Raw genomic sequence first — 25649 nt, forward strand, 5'->3', positions numbered from 1 at the left:
TTATTCCTATGAAAATAAGAAATCTTTTATTTGGTTCGCCAATTCCTAGTGCAGACCAGCAAGAACAAAAATTAGGTTTATTTTCTGGTTTTGCAATACTTTCGTCTAATGCATTATCATCTATTGCATATGCAACAGCAGAAATTTTTATAGTACTTGCAGCAGCAGGTGCTACAGCTATAGCCCAGTATTCGTTAGAAGTTGGTTTAATGGTGGTATTGTTGATACTACTTATGGGATTTTCTTATGCTCAAGTAATAAGAACTCATCCAGAGGGTGGGGGATCTTATTCTGTTGTCAAAACTAATTTTGGTGAAAGAACCTTATTATTAACAGCGGCATCTCTAATTATTGACTATATATTAACAGTAGCTGTATCTGTATCGACAGCTACATTTGCAATAAGCTCGGCCTTTCCTATATTTCTTAAATACACGGTTGAGATTTCTCTAATTTTATTAGTAATCATTATGATAATAAACCTTAGAGGAGTTAGATCAACAGCTAAAGCTTTTGTATGGCCAACCTATATGTTTGTTATAGCTATATTAGTTATGATTTTGATAGGGATGTATAAGTACTATACAGGGACGCTGGAGTTTTTTAGTTATTCAGAGGCATATATAGAACATATTCAAAATACTTCTACAGTTTTAACAATTACATTGATACTTAGGGCTTTTTCATCAGGTAGTTCTGCTTTAACAGGTATTGAATCTTATGCCAATGGGATAGCAACTTATCAGTTTCCTATAATGAAAAAAGCAATTTTAGGTTTAACTCTTATGATTGTTTTATCTGTGGTAATGTTTTCAGGAGTTACATTCTTAGCAGCAAAGATGCAGATATTACCTCAGCAGGCGGAAAGTGCTTTATCTCAAGTTGGGCATATGATCTTTGGGGATGGAGTAGCATATTATTTTTTACAAGCTTCGACTTGTTTAATATTGCTTATGGCAGCAAACACTTGTTTTACTGGATTTCCTAGGCTTGCAGCTATTATAAGTAAGGATGGTTATTTGCCTGAGCAGTTACAAAAATTGGGTGATAGATTAGCATTTAAAAATGGAATTATTTTATTAACTATCTTATCAGGTATATTAATAATTGTTTTTAATGCGAATGTTACAGATCTTATACCATTATATGCTTTTGGTGTGTTTGTTGCTTTTACTCTTTGTCAGGCAGGCCTTATAAAGTTTTGGTACAACAATAAGAGATATTATAAAAGTTGGGGATTAAGAGCATTTCTAAATACTGTCGGGTGTATAGCAACATTCGCAGTTGTTATAACTATTGTAGAGAGTAAATTCTTTGAGGGTATTTGGATAGTTATTGCAGTAACTCCAATGATTATGTTTGTGCTTTATAGAACAAAGAAACACTATGATATAAGAGAAGCTAATTTAGCCTTAAGTATAGATGAGGCTGTGGTTGGAGCTTCAGTAAAAGGTTTAGTTAAGCCTAAAATAGTTTTATTAGTATCTAGAATACATAGAGGAACAATAGAGGCGCTTCAACTTGCTAGAAACTTATCTAATGATATTACACCAGTTTATGTATCTTCTGATGAAGAGAAAATTAGTCAAATTAAATATCAATGGAAGAACTTAGGTTTTGATGAAAAGCTTTTAGTTTTAAGACCCGTTTACAATTCATTTATAGCACCAGTATTACAGACATTACGTAAAAATGACTTGAGAGAGGCTGAAAGGGGTTATTCTGTAGTTATTATTCCTGAAGTTGTTAATACAAAGTGGTGGCACTTTTTATTACATAATCAGAACTCTAGGATGTTAAAAATGGCAATCGCAGCAATGGATAGGAAGGATAAGAAATCGGCAACAAGAGTCGTAATATCTGTACCTTATAAGGCTGATTAATGAAAGATTTTTTCAAAAATTATTGGCTTATCTCATCGCCTTTTTGGAAAACTAAAAGTGGCTTTATAGCTATTATCTTATTGATGATTTGTACTGTTTTTGAATTTTCTAGCGTTGGTTTAAGTGTTTATTTAAACAGCTGGAACGTTGATTTTTATAATGCTATTCAAGAGTATGACAAAGAACTTTTGATTCACCAGTTGATTATTTTTGTAGTAATAATTTTCTTTATGCTTCTTAATGGTTTTTTAGCATATTTTATTGGTCAGTATTTTACAATATTTATGAGAAAGCCTTTGACTGAATACTATGTTAAGAATTGGCTAGGTACAAAAAGTTATTTAAAGGACTCAAAATCATATGATAATCCAGAGGAGAGGATTAGTTATGATATTCAACAGTTTATAACTTTATCAAAATACTTTTTTCTAGGAACAATTCGTAGTATCTCATCATTTATTTCATTTTCAATAGTATTATGGGGTTTATCGGGAATTTTATCTTTTTCTTTACATGGTACTGAATTTAAAATTCATGGTTATTTATTTTGGATAGCGATTACCCTCGGTTTTACAAATATGTGGTTAGTTTTTAAGGTTGGTAGTCCTTTAAAACAGCTTTTATATAACCAACAAAAATATGAAGCAGATTTTAGATATAAATTATCTGTAGTTAGAAACAATAAGGCTTCTATTTATGATAATCAATCTGAAAAAAGGGAGTATTTAACTTCTAGAAGAAACTTTAGTTCTATCGTAAGAAACTTTTACAGTGTAACATTTAGACAAGCTAAAATAGACATTGTGTCAACTTTCTTTACTCAGATATATGCTATTTTAGGTAGTATATTAGCTCTTCCAAGATATTTTGCTAAAGAGCTTAGTTTGGGGCAGATGATGCAAGTGAATTCGGCTTTTATGCAAGCAATATTTCCAATGCTATTCTTTGTATATTCTTATGATAATTTAGCTGAATTAAGAGCTAATATTACCAGACTTTCTGAGCTTAAAAGATCTATGGATGAAGATGCTAAAGAAGAGCGATTAAGGATAATTAATCCTGAACAAAAAGAATTATTAAAACTGGATGATGTTTCAATAATAAGACAAGTAGATACTTTGCTGGAAGGATTAAGCTTTTCTTTATTTGAAGCAGATACTTTATTTATACATGGAAGAAATGGATTGGGTAAAACTAGTTTATTAAGGGTTATAAATGGACATAGTGACTTTTTTCATGGAGAGATTATCTTTAATAAATTTCCCAAAATTTTATTTTTAGCACAAAAGCCTTATTTCCCAGAGGATGATTTTAAAAGAGCTATTTTTTATCCATTTTTTACAAATATTCCATCAGATGAAGAATTTAAAGAGATTTTAGATACTTTAGAGTTAAGCTGTTTGAAAAAATTTATAGGTACGAAATATGATTGGAGAAATATTTTATCGACTGGTGAACAACAGAAATTACGCTTTTGTAAAATATTTATTAAGAAATATGATTTAGTTTTATTAGATGAGGCTACTTCAAATGTTGATGCAAAATCAGAAGAAAAAATATATCAATTAATGAAAGAAAAGCATATGGCATTTATTACAGTTAGTCATAATGAAAGAGCAAGAAAATTCCATTCTAAGATATTAGAGTTACAGCAGTTTAATTAATAAGTAAGTGAACTATGATACTTGCAAAATATCCGATAGCTATTACCCAAGTCCATTTTAAATGTCCCATGAATGTATATTTGCCTTTAGATTTACCCATAACAGCAACACCAGCAGCCGAACCTATGGATAATAAGCTTCCACCAACGCCAGCAGTTAGGGTTACTAATAGCCATTGAGAATGCTCCATAATAGGGTGCATACTCAATACAGCAAACATTACAGGGATATTATCAACTACAGCTGATAGTATTCCAATTATTGTGTTTGCTTGAGTGTGTGCTGAAAATAAATTTGGAGCTATTGATTGCATATCAGTATAAATATATTGAGAAGCAATTCCTAGATAACCTAGAGTTGCTAAACCTTGTACAGCAACTAGAATTCCATAGAAAAACAATAAAGTATCCCATTCAGCATTTTTTATATTTTGAAAAATATCAAAGGCATGAGGATGCATTTTATGTGCATGAGGTATATCTTTGTTTTCTCTTATTAGTTTTCTACCATATAAGTAGTCAAATATCATTACATATCCAAGGCCAGTCATCATTCCTAAAGCAGGAGGTAAGTGTAATAAATGTTCAAATGCTACAGCTGTTGCAATGGTTAGGATAAATAGAATTATTATAACTATAGCGCCTCTTTTAAACTCAACCTTTTCTTCGATAATGGTTTGAGCCTGCATTTTTGGTAAAAATATGCTCATTATAATTGCGGGCACTAAGAAATTTACAAGTGACGGAATAAAGATTGCAAAAAACTCTGTGAACTTAACTGCACCGGCTTGCCATACCATTAGTGTTGTTATATCTCCAAAAGGAGAGAAGGCACCACCTGCATTAGATGCTACAACAACGTTTACGCAAGCCATGGTTATAAATTTCGTATTATTTTTACCTATAGCAAGAACTACTGTACTCATTACTAGAGCTGTAGTTAAGTTATCAGCAACTGCCGATAGAAAAAATGAGATTATACCTGTTAGCCAAAAGATAGTGAGGTAACCACAACCAGACCGTAATAGAATGCTTTTTAATTTATCAAATACATTTCTATCTTCAAGAAGGTTTATGTATGCCATAGCAACTACTAAAAATAATAATAGCTCTCCATACTCAACCATGATGTGATTGAAGTTTTCATTAACAATATTGCTTGCACCTGATTCTTTGCCAACTAAAGCAACTAAGATCCAGATTATTCCAGCTCCTATAATTACTGGTTTTGATTTGTTTAAATGAGTTACATCCTCTGTCATTACTAGAAGATAAGCTATTATGAAAACTAATACCGCTATTATTGCTAAAGTATGAGTAGTTGCATTCATAGTATTAGTACTAGACTCTCCAGCGAAAGAGAATATAGGAAGTAGAAACGAGATTAATAAAAACAGTATTTTTCTAGACATTATTTATATAAAAATATTTATTTGGAAACAATTATAACATTAAGATATTAGATTCTAATTATTTGTGATGTTAAATATTTACTATTTTGGTACAATTACAGCCCAATATTTTCAAATTTAAAATAATAATAATATTTTTAAGGAGGTTTTATGTGGAAATATTCGCCTCTTAAGACAGTTCTAATTCTGGGGCCAATGGTCTTTGCTTTTGCTTTAGCAATGGATGTTTATATGCCAGTTTTACCGGATATGAAAGAGAGTTTAAATACGACTCAGTCTATGGTTCAAGTAACGCTATCATTATTTTTAATAGTTACCGGCGTTGGACAGTTGTTTTTAGGACCTTTGTCTGATCAGTTTGGTAGATTTAAAATAATGCTTTTATCTACATTATTGTTTTTACTAGGTTCATTGCTTTGTGCTCTTTCACCAAATATAGAATCTCTAATTGTATCAAGAGTGATTCAAGCATTTGGCTGTTGCGGAATGTCAGTAGTTGCTTTCGCAGTGGTTAGAGATGCGTATTCTGGTAAAAAAAGCTCAATGATCTATAGCTTTATAAACGCAATAATTTCTATTTCTCCTATTCTAGGCCCATTAATAGGAGTCATCTTGACCACATATTTTAGTTGGCAGTCAGCATTTGTGTTTTTGTCTATTTTGGCACTTTTTTCAGTCTTGATGACGGTTTTCTTCGTTAAAGAAAGCTTGCCTGCTGAGAGAAGGAAAAAAGTATCAATGACAATCTTTTCAAGATACCTAACTGTTACGAAATCATTACAGTTTTGGGCTTATTCTTTGACTGCAGTCTCGGGTATGTCTTCTTTCTTTATATTGTTTTCGATGACACCTTATATCATTAATTATCTTGGATACCCTATTTCGAAGATATATATAATGTTTGGTTTGGCTGGAGTGGCTTACTTAGTGGGTTCTATATTCTCTGGATTTATAGTAAATATACTTGGTGTCCGTCGAACAGCTCTTTTAGGTGTTGGATGTATTTTCTTTGCTGGAATATTATCATCTTTTGTATATTTCGTTTCTGGACTTAGTTTGTGGGGTTTTTTTGCACCATGTTTTTTTGCAACATTTGGCTGTGCTTTAACATCTGGTACAGGCGCTAGCGGAAGTATGGAGCCTTTTTTTGAAATAGCTGGAGTGGCTTCGGCTATGTTTGGCACATTAGAGTTTTCTATAAGTGGTCTAGTGGGAAGTGTTGCTATGCTATTTCCTGCAACAACAAATTTGCCTATAGCTATATCAATGTTAGTAATGTCTAGTCTGACTTTTATATTGTTACTAATATTAGGTAGGAGTGAAGAAAGTAGAGTATTAACTAAATAGTTGAGAGAATAGTATGTTTAGATCGTTTTGGGAATGGTATAAGGAAGGCTGGCAAAAAACAGTTGGAATGAGATACTTTGGAATATTTATTCTAGTTTTAATTATTATTTATCAAATGTTTTTTGCGGATTAAGCTCTTATTATTCTTGAGGAAGATTTCTAATTAATAAAGCAAATTTCATATCTTCAGGACTTACATCGTCAAACCTAATTTTTGCTTCATATCCGCTTCCTTTTGCTTCTTCCATATGATTTCCATCTTTATCAGTCATATTATCAAGAATAATTTCTCGACTACCAGAAGGAAGCATAAGCTCTATACTATCGCCTATTAATAGTTTGTTTCTAATATTGATAGATGCATAACCTGTATGTTCGTCAAAATTGGTAACTTCCCCAACAAATTGTTGAGTGATACTTCTAGAATCTGAATTGTCATATTTTTGATATTCATCATGTACATGACGACGGTAAAAACCTTCTGTATATCCACGGTGTGCAAGTCCTTCAAGCTTATCCATTAAAGTCATATCAAATGGTTTTCCAGCAATAGCATCTTTAATAGCTTGGTCATAAAGTTGAGCAGTTCTTGCAGCATAAAAGAAAGATTTTGTTCTACCTTCTATTTTAAAACAATCAATCCCCATTTTTGTTAGATACTCAACATGTTGAATAGCTCTTAGATCTTTTGAGTTCATGATATATGTTCCATGCTCATCTTCAAACATGGGATTATATTGACCAGGCTCTTTATCATTTTCTATTAACAGAACTTTATCTAAAGGCGTGCCAATACCAAGAGTAGGCTGTACAGGTTCATAATCACCCCAGTCATTTTGTTTTGCTTCAGCTATTTTGTAATTGTTTCTACAAGCATTATTGCAAACTCCTTGATTAGGATCTCTGTGACTATAATAGCCAGATAACAAACATCTACCAGAATATGCCATACATAAAGAGCCATGCACAAATGTTTCAATTTCTATTTCTGGGCAATGCTCTTTAATTTCAGCGATTTCTTCTAGGCTCAATTCTCTAGATAATACGACTCGCTTGATGCCCATTTTGTGCCAGAATTTTACAGTTTGATAATTTACAGCATTTGACTGTACAGAAAGATGTATTTCTTGATCAGGGAAATGTTCTCTTACTAGCATTATCATACCAGGATCAGACATTATCATAGCATCAGGCTTTAAAGCAATTACAGGAGCTATATCTTTTATGTATGTTTTAATTTTTGCATTATGTGGAGCAATATTATTTGCTAGCATAATTTTTTTGCCCATTGCATGAGCTTCAGTTATAGCTGTTTCCAGCACCTCTAGTTTAGAAAACTCATTATTTCTAGCTCGTAAGCTGTATCTAGGTTGTCCTACATATACAGCATCAGCACCATAAGCAAAAGCATACCTCATGGCTTTTAATGTTCCTGCAGGAGAGAGAAGTTCAGGTCTTTTCATACGTTTCCTCATTCTGTCTGAGATAATTTATTATAGTTATAACTAATTTAGCACTAATATTTTATACAGATGGATTCTATATATTTTTGCTTGCTTTTCCAACTGCTAAAGTGCACTAAGGTTTTCTTTGGCTAGCTATTATGTTATTATCTCGGCATAAAATTTGTTTTTAATATTTCAATCATTTTTCAAAGGATTTTTAGAATGGATTTTGAGTATGCAAAAGAGAATATGATTAAGCAACAAATTCTTCCTGAGGGTGTTCCATTAGGAAGATTAATAGATGCTATTCAAGATATTCCAAGAGAAAAATTTCTGCCAAAAGGGTTCGAAACTTTAGCTTATTCAGATTCAAATTTCACTATTGGTGGAAGGGAAATTAAGAATCCGATGGTTACAGCAAGGATATTAGATTCTTTAAATATTAAAGAAAATAGCTCAGTTTTGAAATTGGGATTAGAATGTGGCTATACTTTAGCTCTTATCGCAAAATTAGCCGAAACTGTTGATGTATTAGATTATAGTGAAGAAAGTTTAACTTTTATTAAAAGAAAACTTGCTTCTATCGGTCTTTATAATGTTGAGTTTAACAGTACAGAGTATTTAAAAGACATCCTTGATGAGGAAAGAACTTATGATTGTGTTTATATATCAAATACTGTTAGAGAGAAAGAGATAGATGAATCCTTGTTGAGGCTTTTAAAAGTTGGAGGCAGAATGTGTTTTATTGTTAAAACTGCTGTTTGTGATAAAGCTTTTTTAGTAACAAAAACATCAAAAGATGAATATAATAAAAAGTTCCTTTTTGATATTTACAATAAATAGATATATGAAAAAAACCTTATCATTCTTATTTTTAAGTTTTGTGTTTTCAAATGTTTTTGCAGCATATGAAAAGCCATTAGGCTCAGATGTTGCTAAAAATCCTTATAGTGTTGAAAAACAATATGCAAAAGCAGATGAAATAAGAGAGGGTAATAGTTTTTATAATTTAAAAAGTGTTGAGGATGTTGCTGTAGTAGATGATAAAGAAGAGAAGCAATATAGTTTAATAGAGATTTATAAACTTGCTGCAAAACATAATGCTGAATATCAATCAGCTCGCTCGACTTTTGCTGGAAATATGGAAACAGTACCAAAAGCTTTGGGTTATTTACTACCACAAATTGATTTTGGATATAACTTAAGAAGGGATAGGTATAATCAGTTTGGCGGTATAGTTAAAGATACATCGAATAACCTTATGATTAATGGTACACAAACACTTTTTGATTGGTCAAAATGGAAAACATTTACTCAAGCAATGTATTTACAGAAGTCTTATGCAATGATTTATGCAAAAGCTGAGCAAGATTTAATTATTAATACTGTTACAGCTTATTTTGAGCTTTTAAGAGCCCAGCAAGTATTGCAGTTTCAGTTTGCTAACGAAGCTTGGAATAAAAAGCTTTATATAAACCAAGAACAACAGTATCAGGCAGGAATAGTTTCATATGCGGATTTAAAAACAAGTGATGCTCAGTATAGAAAAGCTATTGCTAGTAGAGCAGATGCTCAAAAACAACTTATTCAAGCAAAAGCTACTTTGGCAAAACTAGTTGGTAAAAAGATTAATTCACTTTTATATGTTGCAAAAGGTACTGATTATTTTGGCCCTCCAGTTCCAAATGATGTTGAGTATTGGCTAGAAACCTCACAAAAGTATAATCTTGATATAGCTCAAAAAGCTTTTGCTTTCCAGGCAACAACTGAGGGTGTGGGGATAAAATGGGGTAACTTCTTTCCGAATGTTAATTTTGGGGGGGGATTAACTGCTTCATTTAATGACTATACAGGGTCTCCTCAAGAGTTAGTTCAGTTTCCAACAGACTATCAAATAGCAAATCTTCAAGGAAATGTTAATTGGAATTTATTAAGAGGTGGCTCTGATTATGCTCAATTGAAACAAGCTAGTTATGATAATCAAGCATCAAACTATACTCTTTTGCAAACTCAAAGGGAGGTTTATGCTGGAATTGTTGAATCTTTTGAAACAGTTAGGTTAGATGCAATAAGAATCCAAGCGTATGAAAAATCTGTTTATGCTGGTTTGGCGTCAGTAAAAGCTATTTTGGAAGGGTATCAGGCTGGAACGCAAACTATTGTGGATTTGTTGAACCGTCAAGCAATTTTAGTTGAAGCGCAGCTTGCTTTTGCAGGATCAATATTTAATTACGTTGAGCATTATGCTCAATTAAAACAACTGCAAGGTAGTCTTACTTATGAAGATGTTGAACAAATAAATACATCTTTAGGAAAAGAAAATATAATATCTGCAATAGCAGCCGAATAGTTGGATGGATAAAATTTATACTTTTATATTAAAAGTTAGTGACTTTGATATAGAAAAATCTTTTATTTATTTGCAAGAGCTTGATAAGTATAAAGACAGAAACATAATTTCACATCCGCAAAAACTTTTTTCTCAGTTAATTAGATATTTGGTTTTTAAGAGATTTTTTTCAATCTCTAACATAAAATTTAATCAATTAGAAAGTGGTAAACCAAATTTAGTAAATAGTAAATTAGATTTTAGTATTAGTCATACTACAAAATTCCTAATTATGTCTGTATCTGAAAGAAAGGTTGGGGTTGATATAGAACACATTAGAGATAGGAAAAATATAGAAAAAATAGCTGAACGCTTTTTTAGAGACGAAGAATATAGTCAATTAAAGAAAAGTGAAAATTTCATAAAAGATTTTTTTATGCTTTGGACATTGAAAGAAGCAGAAGTGAAAAGAAGTGGTTTAGGAATAGCAAAAGGATTTAATGAGGCTGCTTTTAAAAAAGATATAGATAATAAATGGATTAGTTGTAATTTTGAGCAAGATTTTTTTACTTTTAATTACGAAGATATTATTGGTTCAATCTGTTGTGAAAATGTTGAAAATTTACCTAGGGAATTTTTTAGGATAAATAATAATTTCGGTTTTGAAAAAATAAATATAGAAGAGGTTAAATAGTGGGATTACATCATAAGAAGTATGAGAGTTTTGATTTTGAGGAAACAAACGAAGAGCTTTCTTTGCTTAAAACAACTTTACCAAAAGCAAAAATTCCTCAGCAAATTAATGATGAGCAAGCTGTTTATCAGGCAATAAAAGATGAGTTAATGCTAGATGGTAATTCTAAACAAAATCTTGCTACTTTTTGCCAAACTCAAGTAGATGATTCTATACATAAGTTAATGAATGATTGTATAGATAAAAATATGATTGATAAAGATGAATATCCGCAGACTGCTGAGATTGAGGCAAGGTGTGTGAATATTTTAGCTAATCTATGGAATGCTTCATCAGAGAATGTGATAGGCTGTTCAACAACTGGTTCATCGGAAGCTGCTATGCTTGGGGGTATGGCGATGAAGTGGCGTTGGAGAGATCATAGGAAAGCTCAAGGTAAAGATTTTTCGAAGCCTAACTTAGTTACTGGTCCTGTACAGGTATGTTGGCATAAGTTTGCTAGATACTGGGATATTGAACTTAGAGAGATACCTATGTCGAATGATAGTTTTATAATGACGCCAGAGTCTGTGTTAGAGAGATGTGATGAGAATACAATAGGCGTTGTTCCAACGCTAGGTATAACATTTACGGGGCAGTATGAACCTGTGAAAGATGTATGTGAAGCGCTAGATAAGTTTCAAGAAGAGACAGGATTAGATATACCTGTGCATGTTGACGGTGCATCTGGTGGTTTCTTGGCGCCATTTATAAATCCCGAGTTAGAATGGGATTTTAGATTACCTAGGGTTAAATCAATTAATGCCTCTGGTCATAAATTTGGTCTTTCTCCACTCGGGGTTGGCTGGGTAGTATGGTCAGATAAGAAATACTTGCCAGAAGATCTGATATTCAATGTTAATTATCTTGGTGGGGATATGCCAACTTTTGCACTTAATTTCTCACGCCCTGGAGGTCAAATAGTGGCTCAATATTATAATTTTATCAGATTAGGTTTTGAGGGTTATAAAAGCATACATGGTAAGTGTTATGATGTTGCAAAATACATAGCTCGGAAATTAGAAAGCTTTAATATATTTGATATGATTTATGATGGAAATGGTGGAATCCCAGCTGTTAGTTGGTCATTGAAAAATGCTCAATCTAAATCATATTCTCTTTTTGATTTATCTGAAAAAATTAGAGCTAGAGGTTGGCAAATAGCAGCATACTCTATGCCAGCTAATAGAGAAGATCTTGTGGTTATGAGAGTGTTGGTAAGAAATGGCTTTGGTTTTGATTTAGCAGAACTAATGTTAAAAGACTTAAAAACTGCAATTGATGATCTAGAAAATAGAAATACTAATGCTGAGCATAGCAGTTTTGCCCATTAAGAAATAAGTATATTTATACATTTACTATACTTTGATTATAGTTTGGAGATAAGACAAAATTTAGAAATCTACCAGTACCAGAAATATAAGAATAGCTGTGATAAATGTTTACAGGAATATAAACCGAAGCTGGACTATCAATTATTTTTGTTTCCTGATTGTCACCTTCTCCAAACGTTACACTAACTTTTAGTCCTGTACCATCTTTATTATTTCCCATGAAAACAAACATACTGTCGCAGTTATGAGCATGAGAATCTACATGAGGCTGATAAGTTTCGGAATAATCAATATCGAAAGTTCTTTCAATAACATATATGTGACTTCTTTCATCAACTCGACTGTCCATAAAAACCCATCTAGAGCCTACCCCATCACGATGATGTAATAATTCAGATGCGCCTTTTACAAAAGGTATCTTAACTTCTAAATTAGAATTAATTCGTTGAATATTTTTTCTATCTAAATTATTTACTAGAATTGCTCGATCACGATTTAAAGAGGCTGGATCTATTGCTTCGTAAGCTTCTGGATTATTTCTTGTGGCTTTTATATGATATTTGGAGGCATGAGTGAATACGTTTTTGCCAGTTAAAGGATGGTGTGGTTCAATATTAAAACATCCTATTCTTGATATTGCAGAAGCTAAATCTTGAGAAAGTTTAAAATTGAAGTCATCTCTGTTATAGAATATTTCTAATGCTTTAGCCAAAGGTATTAAATCACAGATACCAGCTCTTTCTCCAATTCCTAGTATAGAGGTGTCTATAATAGTAGCTCCAGCATTTATAGCTGAAATAGCATTTGCTTGAGCAAGTCCTAGATCATTATGTAGATGAACTTCTATTTCACAATTAAACTTTTCTTTAGCAGATTTAACAATAGCGTAGCATTGGTTTGGGTGCCAAATTCCTACAGTATCTGCAAGACTTATTCTATCTGCTCCAGCATTTATAGCAACCGTTCCTAAATTATGTATAAGATCTAAAGGTGTTCTTGAAGCATCTTCAATACTAAATCTAACTTTAAAACCAAGCTCTTTAGCTAATTTAATCGATTCAATAACTTTTTGCTCAATCCATTCTCTAGATTTATTAGTATATTTAGTAGAGAGAGATATGTCATTATATGATGCCCATATGCCTATCCACGGAGCTTTTGTCTCACTAGCGGCTAATACATCTTCAGCAGTAGCTCTTGAATGTACTAAGATATCAATATTTTTAACTTGTTTAACTATTTCTGTACAGATTTTTTTTTCAGTTTCAGAAATACCTGGATGTCCAACTTCTATTATGTTGACACCAAAGTCACGAAGTTTGTTGGCAAGTATTATTTTCTCCTCAACAGAGAAACAAATGTTATGGGTTTGTTCGCCTTCTCTTAATGTACTATCTAATATTAGGATTCGACTCATTATTGTTTCCTATTTAAGAAATTAATTACATCATCAATGAATTCTTGACGGGTTTTTTCATAGATAAGCCAATGTGTTGCATGTTTTATCTCTTTTAGTTGTTTGTATTTTGTATTGGTCAGCTTTTCATATAAATATTGGTCTGCAAAAAAGTCTTGATCCCCATAAATAACTAAAGTTGGTGTTTTTAGTTTGCTTATGTCATAGATTGGTTCTCCATTCCAGATAGAGTATAAATCTTTCATAGGCCCCATTGGTCTACGTAATGAATTTTTTACATGAGGATTTGGGTTTGGATCTATTTTTATATATACATTGCCAACTTTATTTATAACGTTGTTACTGACAATATCCTCATTTTCACCAATCATCATTTCTCCATGATGATCAATATTTTTCCAAGGAATACCAAGCATCATCTTCCAATGGTTTTCAACCATTTTCCAGGGAACATTTTGATAAGCTGGAAGGTTGTTACTAAACTGGCCATCTTTTCCTGCGTAAGGTTTAATAAAAAGTGGCTCAAGAGACTTTTTTAGATGAGATGAGTACATTGATCCGTATAATACTAGATGATCTACCTTTTGTGGATATTCAATAGAATACATTGCTGCAACAACTGATCCCCAGGACCATCCTAGTAAATCTAGATTTTTTTGTTTATTTTTTTCCAAAATGAAATCAATAGCTACATTTAATTCTTTAACAGCTTCTTTAGCTTGTAGTGGGTATACGCCTTTTTGAGTTGGATAAAATCCAATAGGGGTATTAAATTTTGTCATTGATTCAGGATAGGAAGATGTTCCTTCACCAATAAAATCTATAGCCCAAACATCATAGCCATTTTCTGCTAAGCTATCCATTAATGAATATCCAGGAATGTCAAAAGCTGAAAGAGAAGGGATGCTTAATGGATTTAAAAGCATAATTGTGCCTTTCAAATCTTTTTCATAAATTCTTTTTTCTTTTAGATGAATTTTTTGATCATTATATTTAATATAATAATCTGATGAATCTATATCTTTTGCATATACACTAGATATAAAAATACTTATGAAAAGTATTATAAGAAATTTATAATTCTTCATTGTTCCAACTTCCATTTTCTGGGGATAATACTTGAACAGAGCTTGCTTGACTCATATCTATTTTTAATAGTTTTGGTGCGTAAGTTGGTTGTAGATTTACTCTGTTTAGAATAACTTTAAAAACTTCAAAACTAGCAAAAATTCCAACTATATTTGCTACGGGACAGACAACTGTCCAAGGTGCTTCACCCTTAATATAAGACTCTGCCCACTCTTTTGAAACCCCATGTTTTACAGATTCTCTAGCTCTACCATCTTTAATTGAGGTAATTTCTTTTCTTACTTCATCTGTTAGTTTTTTCCCATAAGAAGGGTGTCTCAGAACTAACTCATAAGCTGGAGTTTTATCAGAAAAAGTTATAACTCCTCCTCTAAAAGGGGGGGTGACTGCTATCCAAACAGATGGAATTTTTAATTTTTGAGCAGTACGATGAATAATTACACGAGCTATTAAGTTGTCTGTGGCATCTACTACAATATCAGAATCGGAGATTATTTCTTCGGCATTTTCTTCAGATAGCATTTCTTTTTTTACAATGACTTTAATATTTGGGTTTATATCATTTATAGTTTCTTTTGCACATTCAGCTTTGCTTTTGCCAACCCTTGATATAGCTGATAACATTTGGCGATTTATATTACTGTAGTCAAATTCATCCATGTCAACAACTTTAATATTTCCTATACCCATGCGAGCAAGACTGATTAAGGTTATACCGCCAACTCCTCCAGCACCTATTACTGTAACTTTAGCATTTTTTAATTTAGCTTGTTCTTCGTGAGTTAATATTCCAAAATTACGAAGGTATATTTCTTGTTCTATATTTTGCATGATCTTATCCTTTCTAATCCTTATATCTTGTATGCTTCCCAGTGTCCTTCTTTAGGGTCTATAACACTGACAGGACTAGTTAAATTATCCATATCTATGTATATACCCTTTGGTGCAGGTGCAAGAGGTTTCTGTCCTATAAGAATTTGTATAGCTTCATGACAACTAAATGATGCTAAAAGAGAGGCTCTTATTGGTGTTATGATCCATCCGGCTTTTCCATTACAAAAATCATCTGCCCAAGCTTGAGGGGCTCCCTTGGTAACAGAATATTGAGCTCGCTTTTTCTTAATGCTATGCACAAATTCAGTAACCTCGGGGTCAGATATTGACTTACCTTGAGTTGGGATATTTAAAGCATCTTCATAAGAGATTCCATTTGGGTAGAATGATGAGACAAAACCACGATGAGGAGGGCTGCCAGACATTGATACACTTGGGATACCAAGTTTTTTTGCTGCACGATGAACTACTATTCGAGAAGGCATATCATCTAAAGCTTCTAGCACTAAGTCATGTCCTTCCATTAGTTCAAAAACATTATTTTCGGTTACTTTTACATTATGGAAATCAGTGCTAAGAAAGGGGTTTATATCTTTTAAATATTTTTCTGTAGACTCACTTTTATATTTATTCATTGTTGATGTCATAGCGATCATTTGACGATTTATATTTGATAGTTCAAAAATATCAGGATCAACCCCGCTGATATGACCTATACCACTTCTAGCACATAATATTGCTTCCATTCCACCAACACCACCTAATCCAAAGATTATTATTCGACTATTGCGTAGTTTCGCTTGTTCTTCTTCGGTATAAACTCCAATATTTTTTTTGGTAACCTCGTTATAGAATTGGTCTGGAGATATATTGCTTATCATATTTATTCCTTTTTGTTTTCAGACTAAAAAGTAGCTTTTGAAAGTCAGATATTTTAAAAATGACTATATGAAACATAATTTGATGCGATTTTAACAGATAAATAGATAATATTTAATATTTTAAAGCAAGATGAATATTTATTGATCTAATTAATAAAGCTACATCATTAACTAGAAGAGTTTTATCAACTATTGAGTAAAATATTGTTATAATTATTGGGTTGCTAATTATAAATCTTTAATGTTATAGGTTCTTATGTGTGGAGTTATTGGCGTAGTAGGCCATGGTCAAGTTAGTTATACGCTCTTTGATGGGTTAAGTCTTTTACAGCATAGAGGTCAAGATGCTGCTGGTATTGCTACTTTAGATGAAGGAAGATTTTTTATTCGTAAGAATACGGGATTAGTTAATGATATCTTCTCAGATGATAAGTTGGCAAAGTCAAAAGGCTCTGTTGGTATTGGTCATGTTAGATACCCTACAGCAGGTAGCTTGGGAGCAGCGGATAGTCAGCCATTTTATGTAAATAACCCTCATGGCATAGTCTTTGCGCATAATGGAAATCTTACAAATGTTAAAGAACTTCAAAAAATACTTCACGATATAGAAAGAAGACATTTGAATACTAATTCAGACTCTGAACTTTTATTGAATTTTTTTGCTTGTGGAATGAATAAATCACGTGGTTGTCCAACTCCAGAAGCTGTTTTTAAAGCAACAAGTTTTGTATTTAAACATGCAAAAGGTGGTTATGCTTGTACTGCTATGGTAGCTAATCTTGGGTTAGTAGCTTTCAGAGATCCATATGGAATTAGACCGCTGATCTTAGGAGTTAAAGAGATTGGTCGAGGCAAAAAAGAATATATGGTTGCTAGTGAAAGTGTGGCTTTAGATATTTCAGGTTTTCGAATTTTAAGAGATGTTGAGCCTGGAGAGGTTATAGTTATTACAGAAGATCATAAGATACACACAAAAATATGTGCGAAAAATCCAGAACTTTATCCATGCTTATTTGAGTATGTTTATTTTGCAAGACCAGATAGTATTATGAATGGTGTAAGTGTTTATCAAAGTCGAGTTGACTCAGGAAAGATCTTGAGTAAAAGGATTCTAGAGCTTTGGAAAAATAAGGGTATAGATATTGTTATACCTGTTCCAGAGACTGGTAGAGCATCAGCTCAAGAGATTGCTACAGCATTAGGAGTTGAGTATAGAGAAGGTTTTGTCAAAAATCGCTATGTAGGTAGAACTTTTATAATGCCAGAGTCAGTAGATAGAAAAAATTATGTTAGAAGAAAATTAAATCCTATTCCAGCTGAGTTTAAAGATAAAAATGTTTTATTGGTTGATGATTCAATTGTTAGGGGTACGACTTCAAAAAGAATTATTGAGATGATAAGAGATTTTGGGGCTAAAAGTGTTTATCTAGCTTCAGTTTCACCAGCAGTGTGCTATCCAAATGTATATGGTATTGATATGCCAACTAAGTCAGAACTTATAGCTCATGGTAGGTCTGTGGAAGATATCCGTCAATGGATAGGTGTAGACGGTTTGATTTATTTATCTTTAAGTGACTTGAAAGATGCTATCCAAAAGCAAAATCCTAAAATTAAACATTTTGAGGATAGTGTTTTTTCTGGGCATTATGTCACTGGTGATGTTAATGATAAATATTTAGAAGAGCTAGAAAAAGAAAGAAAAGCTCTAAAAAAGAAGAATAAATAGGGAGCTTTATTTGAATATGGTTAGAATCTTTGATGGCTTAAGTGCACTTTCACCATTTAGAAAGAAAAAACTTTTAAAAGATATAAGAAAAATAGCTCCTAATGTTTTAGCGATAAATGCTAAATTCTTACATGTGTTAGATCTTCATAGTGATTTAACAGAGAAAGATCAAGAAATTGTAAAATCTTTGCTTAGTTATAATAAAGAATATGGTGTAGCTCATCCAGCAGGTGAACTTTTTATTATAGCACCAAGAATAGGGACAATTTCCCCATGGTCATCTAAAGCAACAGATATTGTTCATAATATTGGTATAACAAAAATTAAAAGAGTCGAAAGAGCTACTTTATATGGGGTAGAGGGGAATATATCTGCCACTGAGTTAGAGTCTATAAAAAAACTAGTTTTTGATAGAATGGTTGAAGAAGTTTTATCTAGCCAAGCTGAGTTGGAAAAACTATTTAAGAAGGGTGAGCCTAAGCCTCTAGAATATGTAAATGTTTTAGAAGAGGGTGAGAAAGCTATACAAGATGCTGACAAGAAATTAGGTTTAGCATTGAGTACTCAAGAAATCGCTTATTTAGCTGAGCAATATAAAAACCTTCAAAGAAATCCGACTGATACGGAATTATATATGTTTGCTCAAGCAAACTCAGAACACTGTCGTCATAAAATCTTTAATGCTAAATGGACAATAGATAATAAAGAGCAAGATTTATCGCTTTTTAAGATGATAAAAAACACTACTAATAAAGCTCCTAAAGGGGTCTTGTCTGCATATAAAGATAATGCTGCTGTGATAGAGGGTGTAACGGCTCAGAGGTTCTATTCTAATACAAAAACAGGGGTGTATGGATATCACCAGGAAGAGGTTGATATCTTGATGAAAGTTGAGACTCATAACCATCCTACAGCTATAGCTCCGTTTAGTGGTGCTGCTACTGGAGTAGGTGGTGAGATTCGTGATGAGGGTGCTACAGGACTTGGAGCAAAACCAAAAGCAGGGCTTACAGGTTTTACAGTTTCAAACTTAAATATTCCTAATTTTGAACAAGCTTGGGAAATGAAAAAGTATGGTAAACCAAGCCATATGGCTAGTCCTTTACAAATTATGATAGAGGCTCCTATTGGTGGGGCGCATTATGCAAATGAATTTGGACGTCCTAATTTGAATGGATATTTTCGTACTTATGAGCAGGCTGGTAACTCATCGACTGGTGAGCAAGTATTTGGTTATCATAAGCCAATTATGATTGCTGGTGGTATGGGTAACATCAAAAGAATGCATGTTGAAAAGGGTGATATTAAAGTTGGTTCTAAGCTTATCTGTTTAGGTGGGCCAGCTATGAGAATTGGTTTAGGTGGTGGAGCAGCTTCATCTGTAGTGTCATCAGGTGCTAATTCTGAACTTGATTTTGCCTCTGTTCAGCGTGGTAATGCTGAGATGGAGAGAAGATGCCAAGAGGTTATAGATAAGTGTTGGCAGCTTGGTGAGAAAAACCCTATAACATTTATACATGATGTTGGAGCTGGTGGTATCTCTAATGCTTTCCCAGAACTTGTTAAAGATGGTAATGTTGGTGGTGATTTTGAACTTAGAAAAGTTGTTATAGGCGAAGATGGATTATCGCCTTTAGAAATATGGTCAAATGAATCACAAGAAAGATATGTATTGTCTGTTTCTCCAGAAAATTTAGAATTCTTTGAGCAGCTTTGTAAAAGAGAAAGATGCCCATTTGCTGTTGTTGGGGAAGCAATTAGTGAAAAGCATATTACATTAAATGATGAGCATTTTAATAATAAGCCTGTTGATCTTCCTATGGGGGTATTGTTTGGAAATACTCCACAAATGCATATTGAAGTTACTACAGCTAAAGCTCAACAAAAAGTATTTGATACATCTGATCTAGAGTTAGAGGATGCTATAGAGAGAATATTAAAAGTTCCAGCAGTAGCTTCTAAATCATTTCTTATAACAATAGGTGATAGAAGTATCACAGGAATGGTTGCACGTGATCAGATGGTTGGTCCTTGGCAGGTGCCAGTGGCAGATTGTGCTGTAACGACAGCTACGGTAGATAGTCAAGCAGGTGAGGCTATGGCAATGGGTGAAAGAACTCCATTAGCTGTAATAAATGCACCAGCTTCAGGTAAAATGGCAGTTGCTGAAACTATTACAAATTTATTAGCTGCAGATATTAAAAATATTTCAGATATTAGACTTTCTGCAAACTGGATGGCTGCAGCTAATCATACTGATGAAAATCAAAAACTTTATGAAACTGTGAAAGCTGTAGGTATGGAATTTTGTCCAGAGCTTGGAATAGCTATTCCAGTTGGTAAAGATTCTATGTCTATGAGAACAAAATGGACAGATGATGCAGAAGCTAAATCTGTTACATCGCCACTTTCTTTAATTATTTCTGGTTTTGCACCAGTTGAAAATGCTAGAAGAACGCTTATCCCAATAATTCATGAGCGTAATGACACGGTTTTAATACACTTAGATGTCTCTAACCACACTGGTAGATTAGGCGGTTCTTGTTTAGCGCAAGCTTATAATCAAGTTGGCGATGAAGCTCCGGATGTTTGCGCTAAGAAGTTGAAAATTTTCTTTGAAAAAGTTACTGAACTTAAGCAGCAAGAAAAAATCTTAGCCTATCATGATATTTCTGATGGTGGATTATTTGTAACTTTAGTTGAGATGGCTTTTGCTGGTAATATAGGCGTTGATATTTCCTTAGATGCTAAAAACTTATTTGGTAAGTTGTTTGCTGAAGAGGTAGGCGCTGTACTTCAAGTTAAAGAGAAAGATATTGAGTTTATCGGAGCTTTATTTGCTGATACAGGGATAACAGTAGAAGTTGTAGCTAAGCAGAATACTACTGATACAATTGGTATCTTCAATTTCGGTGAAGAAATTTACTCTAATGATAGAGTTACTTTACAAAGATGGTGGGCTGAAACTTCTTATAATATTCAGACTCTTAGAGATAATAGTGAATGTGCTAAGCAAGAGTTTGATAATATTTTAGAGACTGAAGATAAGGGTTTGCATTTACATACTACTTTTAATCTTGAGGAAGATATTACAGCACCATTTATAAATATGCGTAAGCCAAAGATTGCTGTACTTAGAGAGCAGGGTGTAAATGGTCATGTGGAAATGGGGGCAGCATTTACAACAGCTGGTTTTGAGGCTGTGGATGTGCATATGTCAGATTTACACACTGGTAGAGTGAACTTGGATGAGTTTAAAGCTTTAGTTGCTTGTGGTGGTTTCTCTTACGGGGATGTTCTTGGAGCTGGCGGTGGCTGGGCTAAGAATGTTTTATTTAGTGAAAAGCTGAAAGCAGATTTTAGTAAATTCTTTAATAGAAATGACACAGTTGCTCTAGGTGTTTGTAATGGATGCCAGATGTTTGCTCAGTTGAAGCCTCTTATTAAAGGAGCTGAAAATTGGCCAATATTTATTAAAAATGAATCTGAACAGTTTGAAGCTAGAACATCTATGGTTGAAATCCAAAAATCTGATTCTATCTGGTTTGACGGAATGGCTGGCACTAGAGCTCCTATTGCTATTGCTCATGGTGAGGGTCGTCCATTATTTGAAAATGTTGCACAAGAAAGAGCATTGTTATCAAGTAATCAGATAGCTCTAAAATATGTAGATGGTAACGGGAAAGCTACTGAAAGATACCCTCAAAACCCAAATGGTGCGAAGGGTGGGATCACAGCGCTTACTGCTTTAAATGGCCGTGTGCAAATTATGATGCCACATCCAGAGCGTGTATATAGAGCTATTACAAACTCATGGATTCCAGCAGAGTATGATGAGTATTCAGTTTGGATGAGAATGTTTAGAAATGCTAGGAAGTGGGTTGGGTAATTATGGAAATTTCTAATTTTAAGGAACTTATAAAAAATCTTCCTTATAAAAATCACTCTTTTGATGTGAAAAAAAGTAATTGGAATAATAAGTTACCTGAACGATTTAAAAATATCATATTTAATGAGAATGAAACAGTAACAATCAGTAGACAAGATCTTTTTTTTGAAGCTGAGGAAAATTTAGAGCTTTTTATAATTAAAACATTGATGTGGGGATACCCAACTGGAGGTAGAGGAAATCATATCAAAAGTCTTCTGAGTGAAGATGAAAAGAATTTTGAACAATTAGTAGGATGTCTTAGAGGATGGCGTAAGAAAAATATTGACCTCAATTGTATGAAAGATCTAATTGAAAAAATTAAAGGTTTGGGTCTTTCTACAATAACTAAGTTTACACAATTTCTATCCACTACTATCAATGGAAATAGGGCAATAATATTAGATGATCAGATTATTAGTGCTATAAATAGTTCAAGGTTTAAAGACTTCGAAAATTTATCATCTATTAATTATGATAATGCAATTAAAAATTATGATGAGTATATACAAATAGTGAGTAAGATATCTGATAAAATAAAAGCTGATCCAGACCAGATTGAAATGTTCTTATTTGTATTTGGTAAAAATTTAAAATGAGCTAATAAATATAAGAAGTAAATTATGATAATAAAAAATAATTACTTACAAGTCGAAATCAATCTATTAGGCGCAGAAGTCCAGAGTGTAAGGAATGTTGCTAGTAATTATGAGTATATGTGGTGTGGCGATGGTCTAATATGGGCTGGAGTTTCACCTGTGCTATTTCCAGTAGTTGGCAAATCACACAATAATAAAATCAAGTATCAAGGCAAAGAATACCCTATGGGTAATCATGGACTTGCTCGTCATACTATATTTGATATTGTTTTTCATAGTGAAAACAGTGTTGTACTAGCAATGGAGACTACAGCTGAGAACTATCCATTTAAGTTAAGGTTCGAAATTACATATACTCTTGAGGCTAATAAACTTATCACAGAATACAATATTATAAATCTTGATAAAGGCGTTGCATCCTGTGGCTTTGGAGCTCATCCAGCGTTTGCTTGCCCTTTTGATGGTAAGCATCAGTTTAGTGATTATGAAATTACCTTTACAGAACAGAAATTAGATTTTCATCCAATTACACCAGAGGCTTTTTATACAGGAGAAACGAAACACTCTAAAATATCTAAAATAGAATTGGATAATCATACTTTTGATAATGATGCTTTAGTGTATAGTGGTTTCTCAGATAAGAAAGTTCGATTAGCTGAAAAAGATTCAGAGCGATATATAGAAGTTACTTTTGATGGCTTTGAATATTTAGGTTTATGGTCAAAACCCAAAGCTAATGCTCCGTATGTATGTATCGAGCCATGGTGTGGCAGAAGTGATACACTAGGTATGGATGTTGATATTGAGTATCGTATTGGTAATATTGATATCCAGTCACAAGAAAAATTCAGTCGTAGTTATTCTATTGAATTTGGTTATTAGATTTTAGTTTTATAGACCTTATTTATCATGAGTAATTTCTTGTAAAGTATCTAAATATGTTTGATAAAGTGTGAAATTATTATCATTTATATCTCGGTTAAGACGGACACGATAGAGTATCGCTAATTCTTTCTTCACAGCACCAATATTTTTACAAGAGATTTGATTTGTAATTACTTTTAAATCTTTTGATTCAGTTGGCGTGACTGTTTCAAATATTATGTTGATACAATTTTTATACTCATTATTGTTAACTTTGATACTAGGTATTTCTTTAGTAATAACTAATTTTTCTGGAACCTCTCCGTATTCTTCTTGGTTAATTAGATTTACTTCTTTACCAAGTTCTAGTTTTGCGGGCAATAATAGCGAGCCTTGTTTATATATTTTATCAACTATATGCACAGAGCCATTTTTTATTATATAGTCCATGTTGTATTTACCTTCTAACTTATCATTAGCGTTAAATATCTTAGTAGAGTAAGTACATAGAGTTTTATCTTTATTACAGTTTTCTATTTTTATCTCTAATAAGATCTCACTATTATCCTCTAGGGTGACTCTTTTATAATGGTATGTGGTGCCAACATCTGTCGATACATAGTCACTACCATTAAATATTGGACCCTTATGTGATGTCATGAAAGTAGAGCAACTTGATAGGGTGATTGTAATAATTAAGATCAATAATTTTTTCATATGATTTTATTAAAACTCCAGATCTAATATTTTTATTAATAAGTTTCAATATGCTTTCTAGAGATAGTATAATTATTATTAATTTTTTAAAAGCTCTTAGTTAAATAAATAGGAATTAGGAAATGATAAAGAGATATGATGTAGCAGAGATTTCAAAGATTTGGGATGATGAAAATAAATATCGCAAGATGCTTGAAGTTGAGTTAGCTATTTTAGAAGCGTTAGAAGATAAAATGGTACCAAAAGGTACAGCTGCTAAAATTCGTGAAAAAGCTGAAGTTAGACCAGAAAGAGTAGATGAGATTGAGAAAGTTACAAAGCATGATATTATCGCGTTTTGTACATCTATAGCAGAGCAATTTACTGCTGAAACTGGGAAGTTCTTTCACTTTGGTGTTACATCATCAGATATTATAGATTCAGCTCTTAGTTTACAGATTCGTGAATCTTTGGAGCATGTGGTTGAAGACTTAGAAGCTCTTTGTGATTCATTATTAGCAAAAGCAGAGCAGACTAAGAGAATTATCACAATGGGTAGAAGTCATGGTATGTTTGCTGAGCCTATGAGTTTTGGTCAAAAGTTCCTTGGCTCATATGTTGAGTTTAAGCGTAGACTAAAAGATTTAAAAGATTTCCAAAAAGATGGCTTAACAGTGCAGTTCTCTGGAGCAGTTGGTAACTACTGTATCTTAACTACAGAGGATGAAAAGAAAGCAGCAGATATTCTAGGCTTACCTGTTGAGAATGTTTCTACTCAAGTTATCCCAAGAGATAGAATAGCTAAGCTTATCTCTATCCATGGTCTTATTGCATCAGCTATTGAAAGATTAGCTGTGGAAATTAGACACTTACACAGAAGTGATGTTTTTGAAGTTTATGAAGGTTTTTCTAAAGGCCAAAAAGGTTCTTCAACTATGCCACATAAGAAAAACCCAATCTCTACAGAGAACTTAACTGGTATGGCTAGAATGCTTAGGTCACATGTTTCTATCGCGTTAGAAAATTGTGTATTGTGGCATGAAAGAGATATTTCTCACTCTTCAGCAGAACGTTTTTATCTTCCAGATAACTTTGGAATAATGGTTTATGCACTTAGAAGAATGAGAAATACTATTGATAATCTTGTTATCCAAGAGGACATTATTGAAGATAGAGTAAGAAACAATAGCGCTTATCTATCTAGTTTTTATTTACATTTCTTAATTGCGAATACGCCATTTATGCGTGAAGATTGTTATAAAATAGTCCAGCAAGTGGCTTTTGACCTTAAACAAGGTGAATCATTCTCTAAGAAATTAGAGAAAATAATGAAAGATGAGCATGGTACAGATTTAACTGTTCCAGAAATGGATTTTGAAGGTATTAAAAAGACATATCTTAAAGAAATAGATAATGTTTTTGCTCGATCTATCAATAACTAGCTAAAATATATTCCTAAAAGATATTCT

General features: G+C 32.8%; 19 protein-coding genes. 12 read left to right on the forward strand and 7 right to left on the reverse strand.

Annotated elements, in window-relative coordinates; all coding sequences use genetic code 11:
• Positions 1 to 8: 8 nt before the first annotated feature.
• Together DNK87_RS04685 and DNK87_RS04690 are read left to right on the forward strand one after the other, a co-directional pair.
• Complete coding sequence (locus DNK87_RS04685; RefSeq protein WP_119329749.1) at positions 9 to 1883, forward strand: APC family permease; 1875 nt, start codon at positions 9 to 11, stop codon at positions 1881 to 1883.
• Positions 1883 to 3547 carry an ABC transporter ATP-binding protein/permease gene (locus DNK87_RS04690; RefSeq protein WP_119329750.1) on the forward strand — a complete coding sequence of 555 codons (1665 nt, stop codon included), beginning with the start codon at positions 1883 to 1885 and terminating at the stop codon, positions 3545 to 3547. Before DNK87_RS04685 ends, DNK87_RS04690 begins: the two co-directional genes overlap by 1 nt.
• Here the strand turns inward: DNK87_RS04690 and nhaD are convergent.
• Entirely contained in the window at positions 3540 to 4958 is a 1419-nt protein-coding gene (nhaD, locus tag DNK87_RS04695; RefSeq protein WP_119329751.1) for a sodium:proton antiporter NhaD, read from the reverse strand. The genes DNK87_RS04690 and nhaD overlap by 8 nt on opposite strands.
• Before the next feature lie 150 nt (positions 4959 to 5108).
• Here nhaD and DNK87_RS04700 point away from each other — a divergent pair, with 150 nt between their 5' ends.
• On the forward strand, positions 5109 to 6305 hold the full coding sequence (locus DNK87_RS04700) for a multidrug effflux MFS transporter (protein ID WP_119329752.1): 1197 nt from the start codon (positions 5109 to 5111) through the stop codon (positions 6303 to 6305).
• 140 nt (positions 6306 to 6445) lie between these two features.
• On the opposite strand, the gene trhP is transcribed toward DNK87_RS04700, so the two are convergent.
• Positions 6446 to 7768, reverse strand: coding sequence for a prephenate-dependent tRNA uridine(34) hydroxylase TrhP (trhP, locus tag DNK87_RS04705; RefSeq protein ID WP_119329753.1), 1323 nt, complete (start codon positions 7766 to 7768; stop codon positions 6446 to 6448).
• 204 nt (positions 7769 to 7972) lie between these two features.
• Here trhP and DNK87_RS04710 point away from each other — a divergent pair, with 204 nt between their 5' ends.
• The 4 genes from DNK87_RS04710 to gad are packed head-to-tail and all read left to right on the forward strand — an operon-like array spanning position 7973 to position 12146.
• Positions 7973 to 8593: a protein-L-isoaspartate O-methyltransferase family protein gene (locus DNK87_RS04710; RefSeq protein ID WP_119329754.1), complete on the forward strand. Its 621-nt coding sequence runs from the start codon at positions 7973 to 7975 to the stop codon at positions 8591 to 8593.
• A 4-nt stretch (positions 8594 to 8597) separates the two neighbouring features.
• Positions 8598 to 10100 carry a TolC family protein gene (locus DNK87_RS04715; RefSeq protein WP_119330135.1) on the forward strand — a complete coding sequence of 501 codons (1503 nt, stop codon included), beginning with the start codon at positions 8598 to 8600 and terminating at the stop codon, positions 10098 to 10100.
• Between the two features lie 4 nt (positions 10101 to 10104).
• Entirely contained in the window at positions 10105 to 10773 is a 669-nt protein-coding gene (locus tag DNK87_RS04720; protein WP_119329755.1) for a 4'-phosphopantetheinyl transferase family protein, read from the forward strand.
• Complete coding sequence (gad, locus tag DNK87_RS04725; RefSeq protein WP_159240220.1) at positions 10773 to 12146, forward strand: glutamate decarboxylase; 1374 nt, start codon at positions 10773 to 10775, stop codon at positions 12144 to 12146. The genes DNK87_RS04720 and gad overlap by 1 nt, the downstream gene beginning before the upstream one ends.
• A 13-nt stretch (positions 12147 to 12159) precedes the next feature.
• Here gad and DNK87_RS04730 read toward each other — a convergent pair whose 3' ends face one another.
• The 4 genes from DNK87_RS04730 to DNK87_RS04745 are packed head-to-tail and all read right to left on the reverse strand — an operon-like array spanning position 12160 to position 16367.
• The gene (locus DNK87_RS04730; RefSeq protein ID WP_211360949.1) at positions 12160 to 13563 is read right to left on the reverse strand and encodes a LeuA family protein; all 1404 of its coding nucleotides are present in this window, start codon (positions 13561 to 13563) and stop codon (positions 12160 to 12162) included.
• Entirely contained in the window at positions 13563 to 14651 is a 1089-nt protein-coding gene (locus DNK87_RS04735) for an alpha/beta fold hydrolase (protein WP_159240222.1), read from the reverse strand. Before DNK87_RS04735 ends, DNK87_RS04730 begins: the two co-directional genes overlap by 1 nt.
• Positions 14638 to 15483, reverse strand: coding sequence for a HesA/MoeB/ThiF family protein (locus tag DNK87_RS04740; RefSeq protein WP_119329758.1), 846 nt, complete (start codon positions 15481 to 15483; stop codon positions 14638 to 14640). The genes DNK87_RS04735 and DNK87_RS04740 overlap by 14 nt, the downstream gene beginning before the upstream one ends.
• A 20-nt stretch (positions 15484 to 15503) precedes the next feature.
• Positions 15504 to 16367, reverse strand: coding sequence for a HesA/MoeB/ThiF family protein (locus DNK87_RS04745; RefSeq protein ID WP_211360950.1), 864 nt, complete (start codon positions 16365 to 16367; stop codon positions 15504 to 15506).
• A gap of 256 nt (positions 16368 to 16623) precedes the next feature.
• Between DNK87_RS04745 and purF the strand changes: the two genes are divergently transcribed.
• Genes purF through DNK87_RS04765 form a run of 4 tightly spaced genes read left to right on the forward strand, consistent with a single transcriptional unit; the run spans position 16624 to position 23502 of the window.
• Positions 16624 to 18093 (forward strand): amidophosphoribosyltransferase, encoded by a 1470-nt coding sequence (purF, locus tag DNK87_RS04750; RefSeq protein ID WP_119329759.1) that lies wholly within the window; start codon positions 16624 to 16626, stop codon positions 18091 to 18093.
• Between the two features lie 16 nt (positions 18094 to 18109).
• Positions 18110 to 21982, forward strand: a complete 3873-nt coding sequence (purL, locus tag DNK87_RS04755; RefSeq protein WP_119329760.1) for a phosphoribosylformylglycinamidine synthase — start codon at positions 18110 to 18112, stop codon at positions 21980 to 21982.
• A gap of 2 nt (positions 21983 to 21984) precedes the next feature.
• Positions 21985 to 22620 (forward strand): 8-oxoguanine DNA glycosylase OGG fold protein, encoded by a 636-nt coding sequence (locus DNK87_RS04760; RefSeq protein ID WP_119329761.1) that lies wholly within the window; start codon positions 21985 to 21987, stop codon positions 22618 to 22620.
• A 21-nt stretch (positions 22621 to 22641) separates the two neighbouring features.
• Entirely contained in the window at positions 22642 to 23502 is an 861-nt protein-coding gene (locus DNK87_RS04765) for an aldose 1-epimerase family protein (RefSeq protein WP_119329762.1), read from the forward strand.
• Positions 23503 to 23520: 18 nt separating this feature from the next.
• Here DNK87_RS04765 and DNK87_RS04770 read toward each other — a convergent pair whose 3' ends face one another.
• Complete coding sequence (locus tag DNK87_RS04770) at positions 23521 to 24144, reverse strand: hypothetical protein (RefSeq protein ID WP_119329763.1); 624 nt, start codon at positions 24142 to 24144, stop codon at positions 23521 to 23523.
• 179 nt (positions 24145 to 24323) lie between these two features.
• Here DNK87_RS04770 and purB point away from each other — a divergent pair, with 179 nt between their 5' ends.
• Positions 24324 to 25622: an adenylosuccinate lyase gene (purB, locus tag DNK87_RS04775; RefSeq protein ID WP_119329764.1), complete on the forward strand. Its 1299-nt coding sequence runs from the start codon at positions 24324 to 24326 to the stop codon at positions 25620 to 25622.
• Positions 25623 to 25649: the final 27 nt, after the last annotated feature.

Origin of the sequence: Pseudofrancisella aestuarii (assembly GCF_003574475.2) — a bacterium.
Lineage (GTDB): Bacteria > Pseudomonadota > Gammaproteobacteria > Francisellales > Francisellaceae > Francisella > Francisella aestuarii.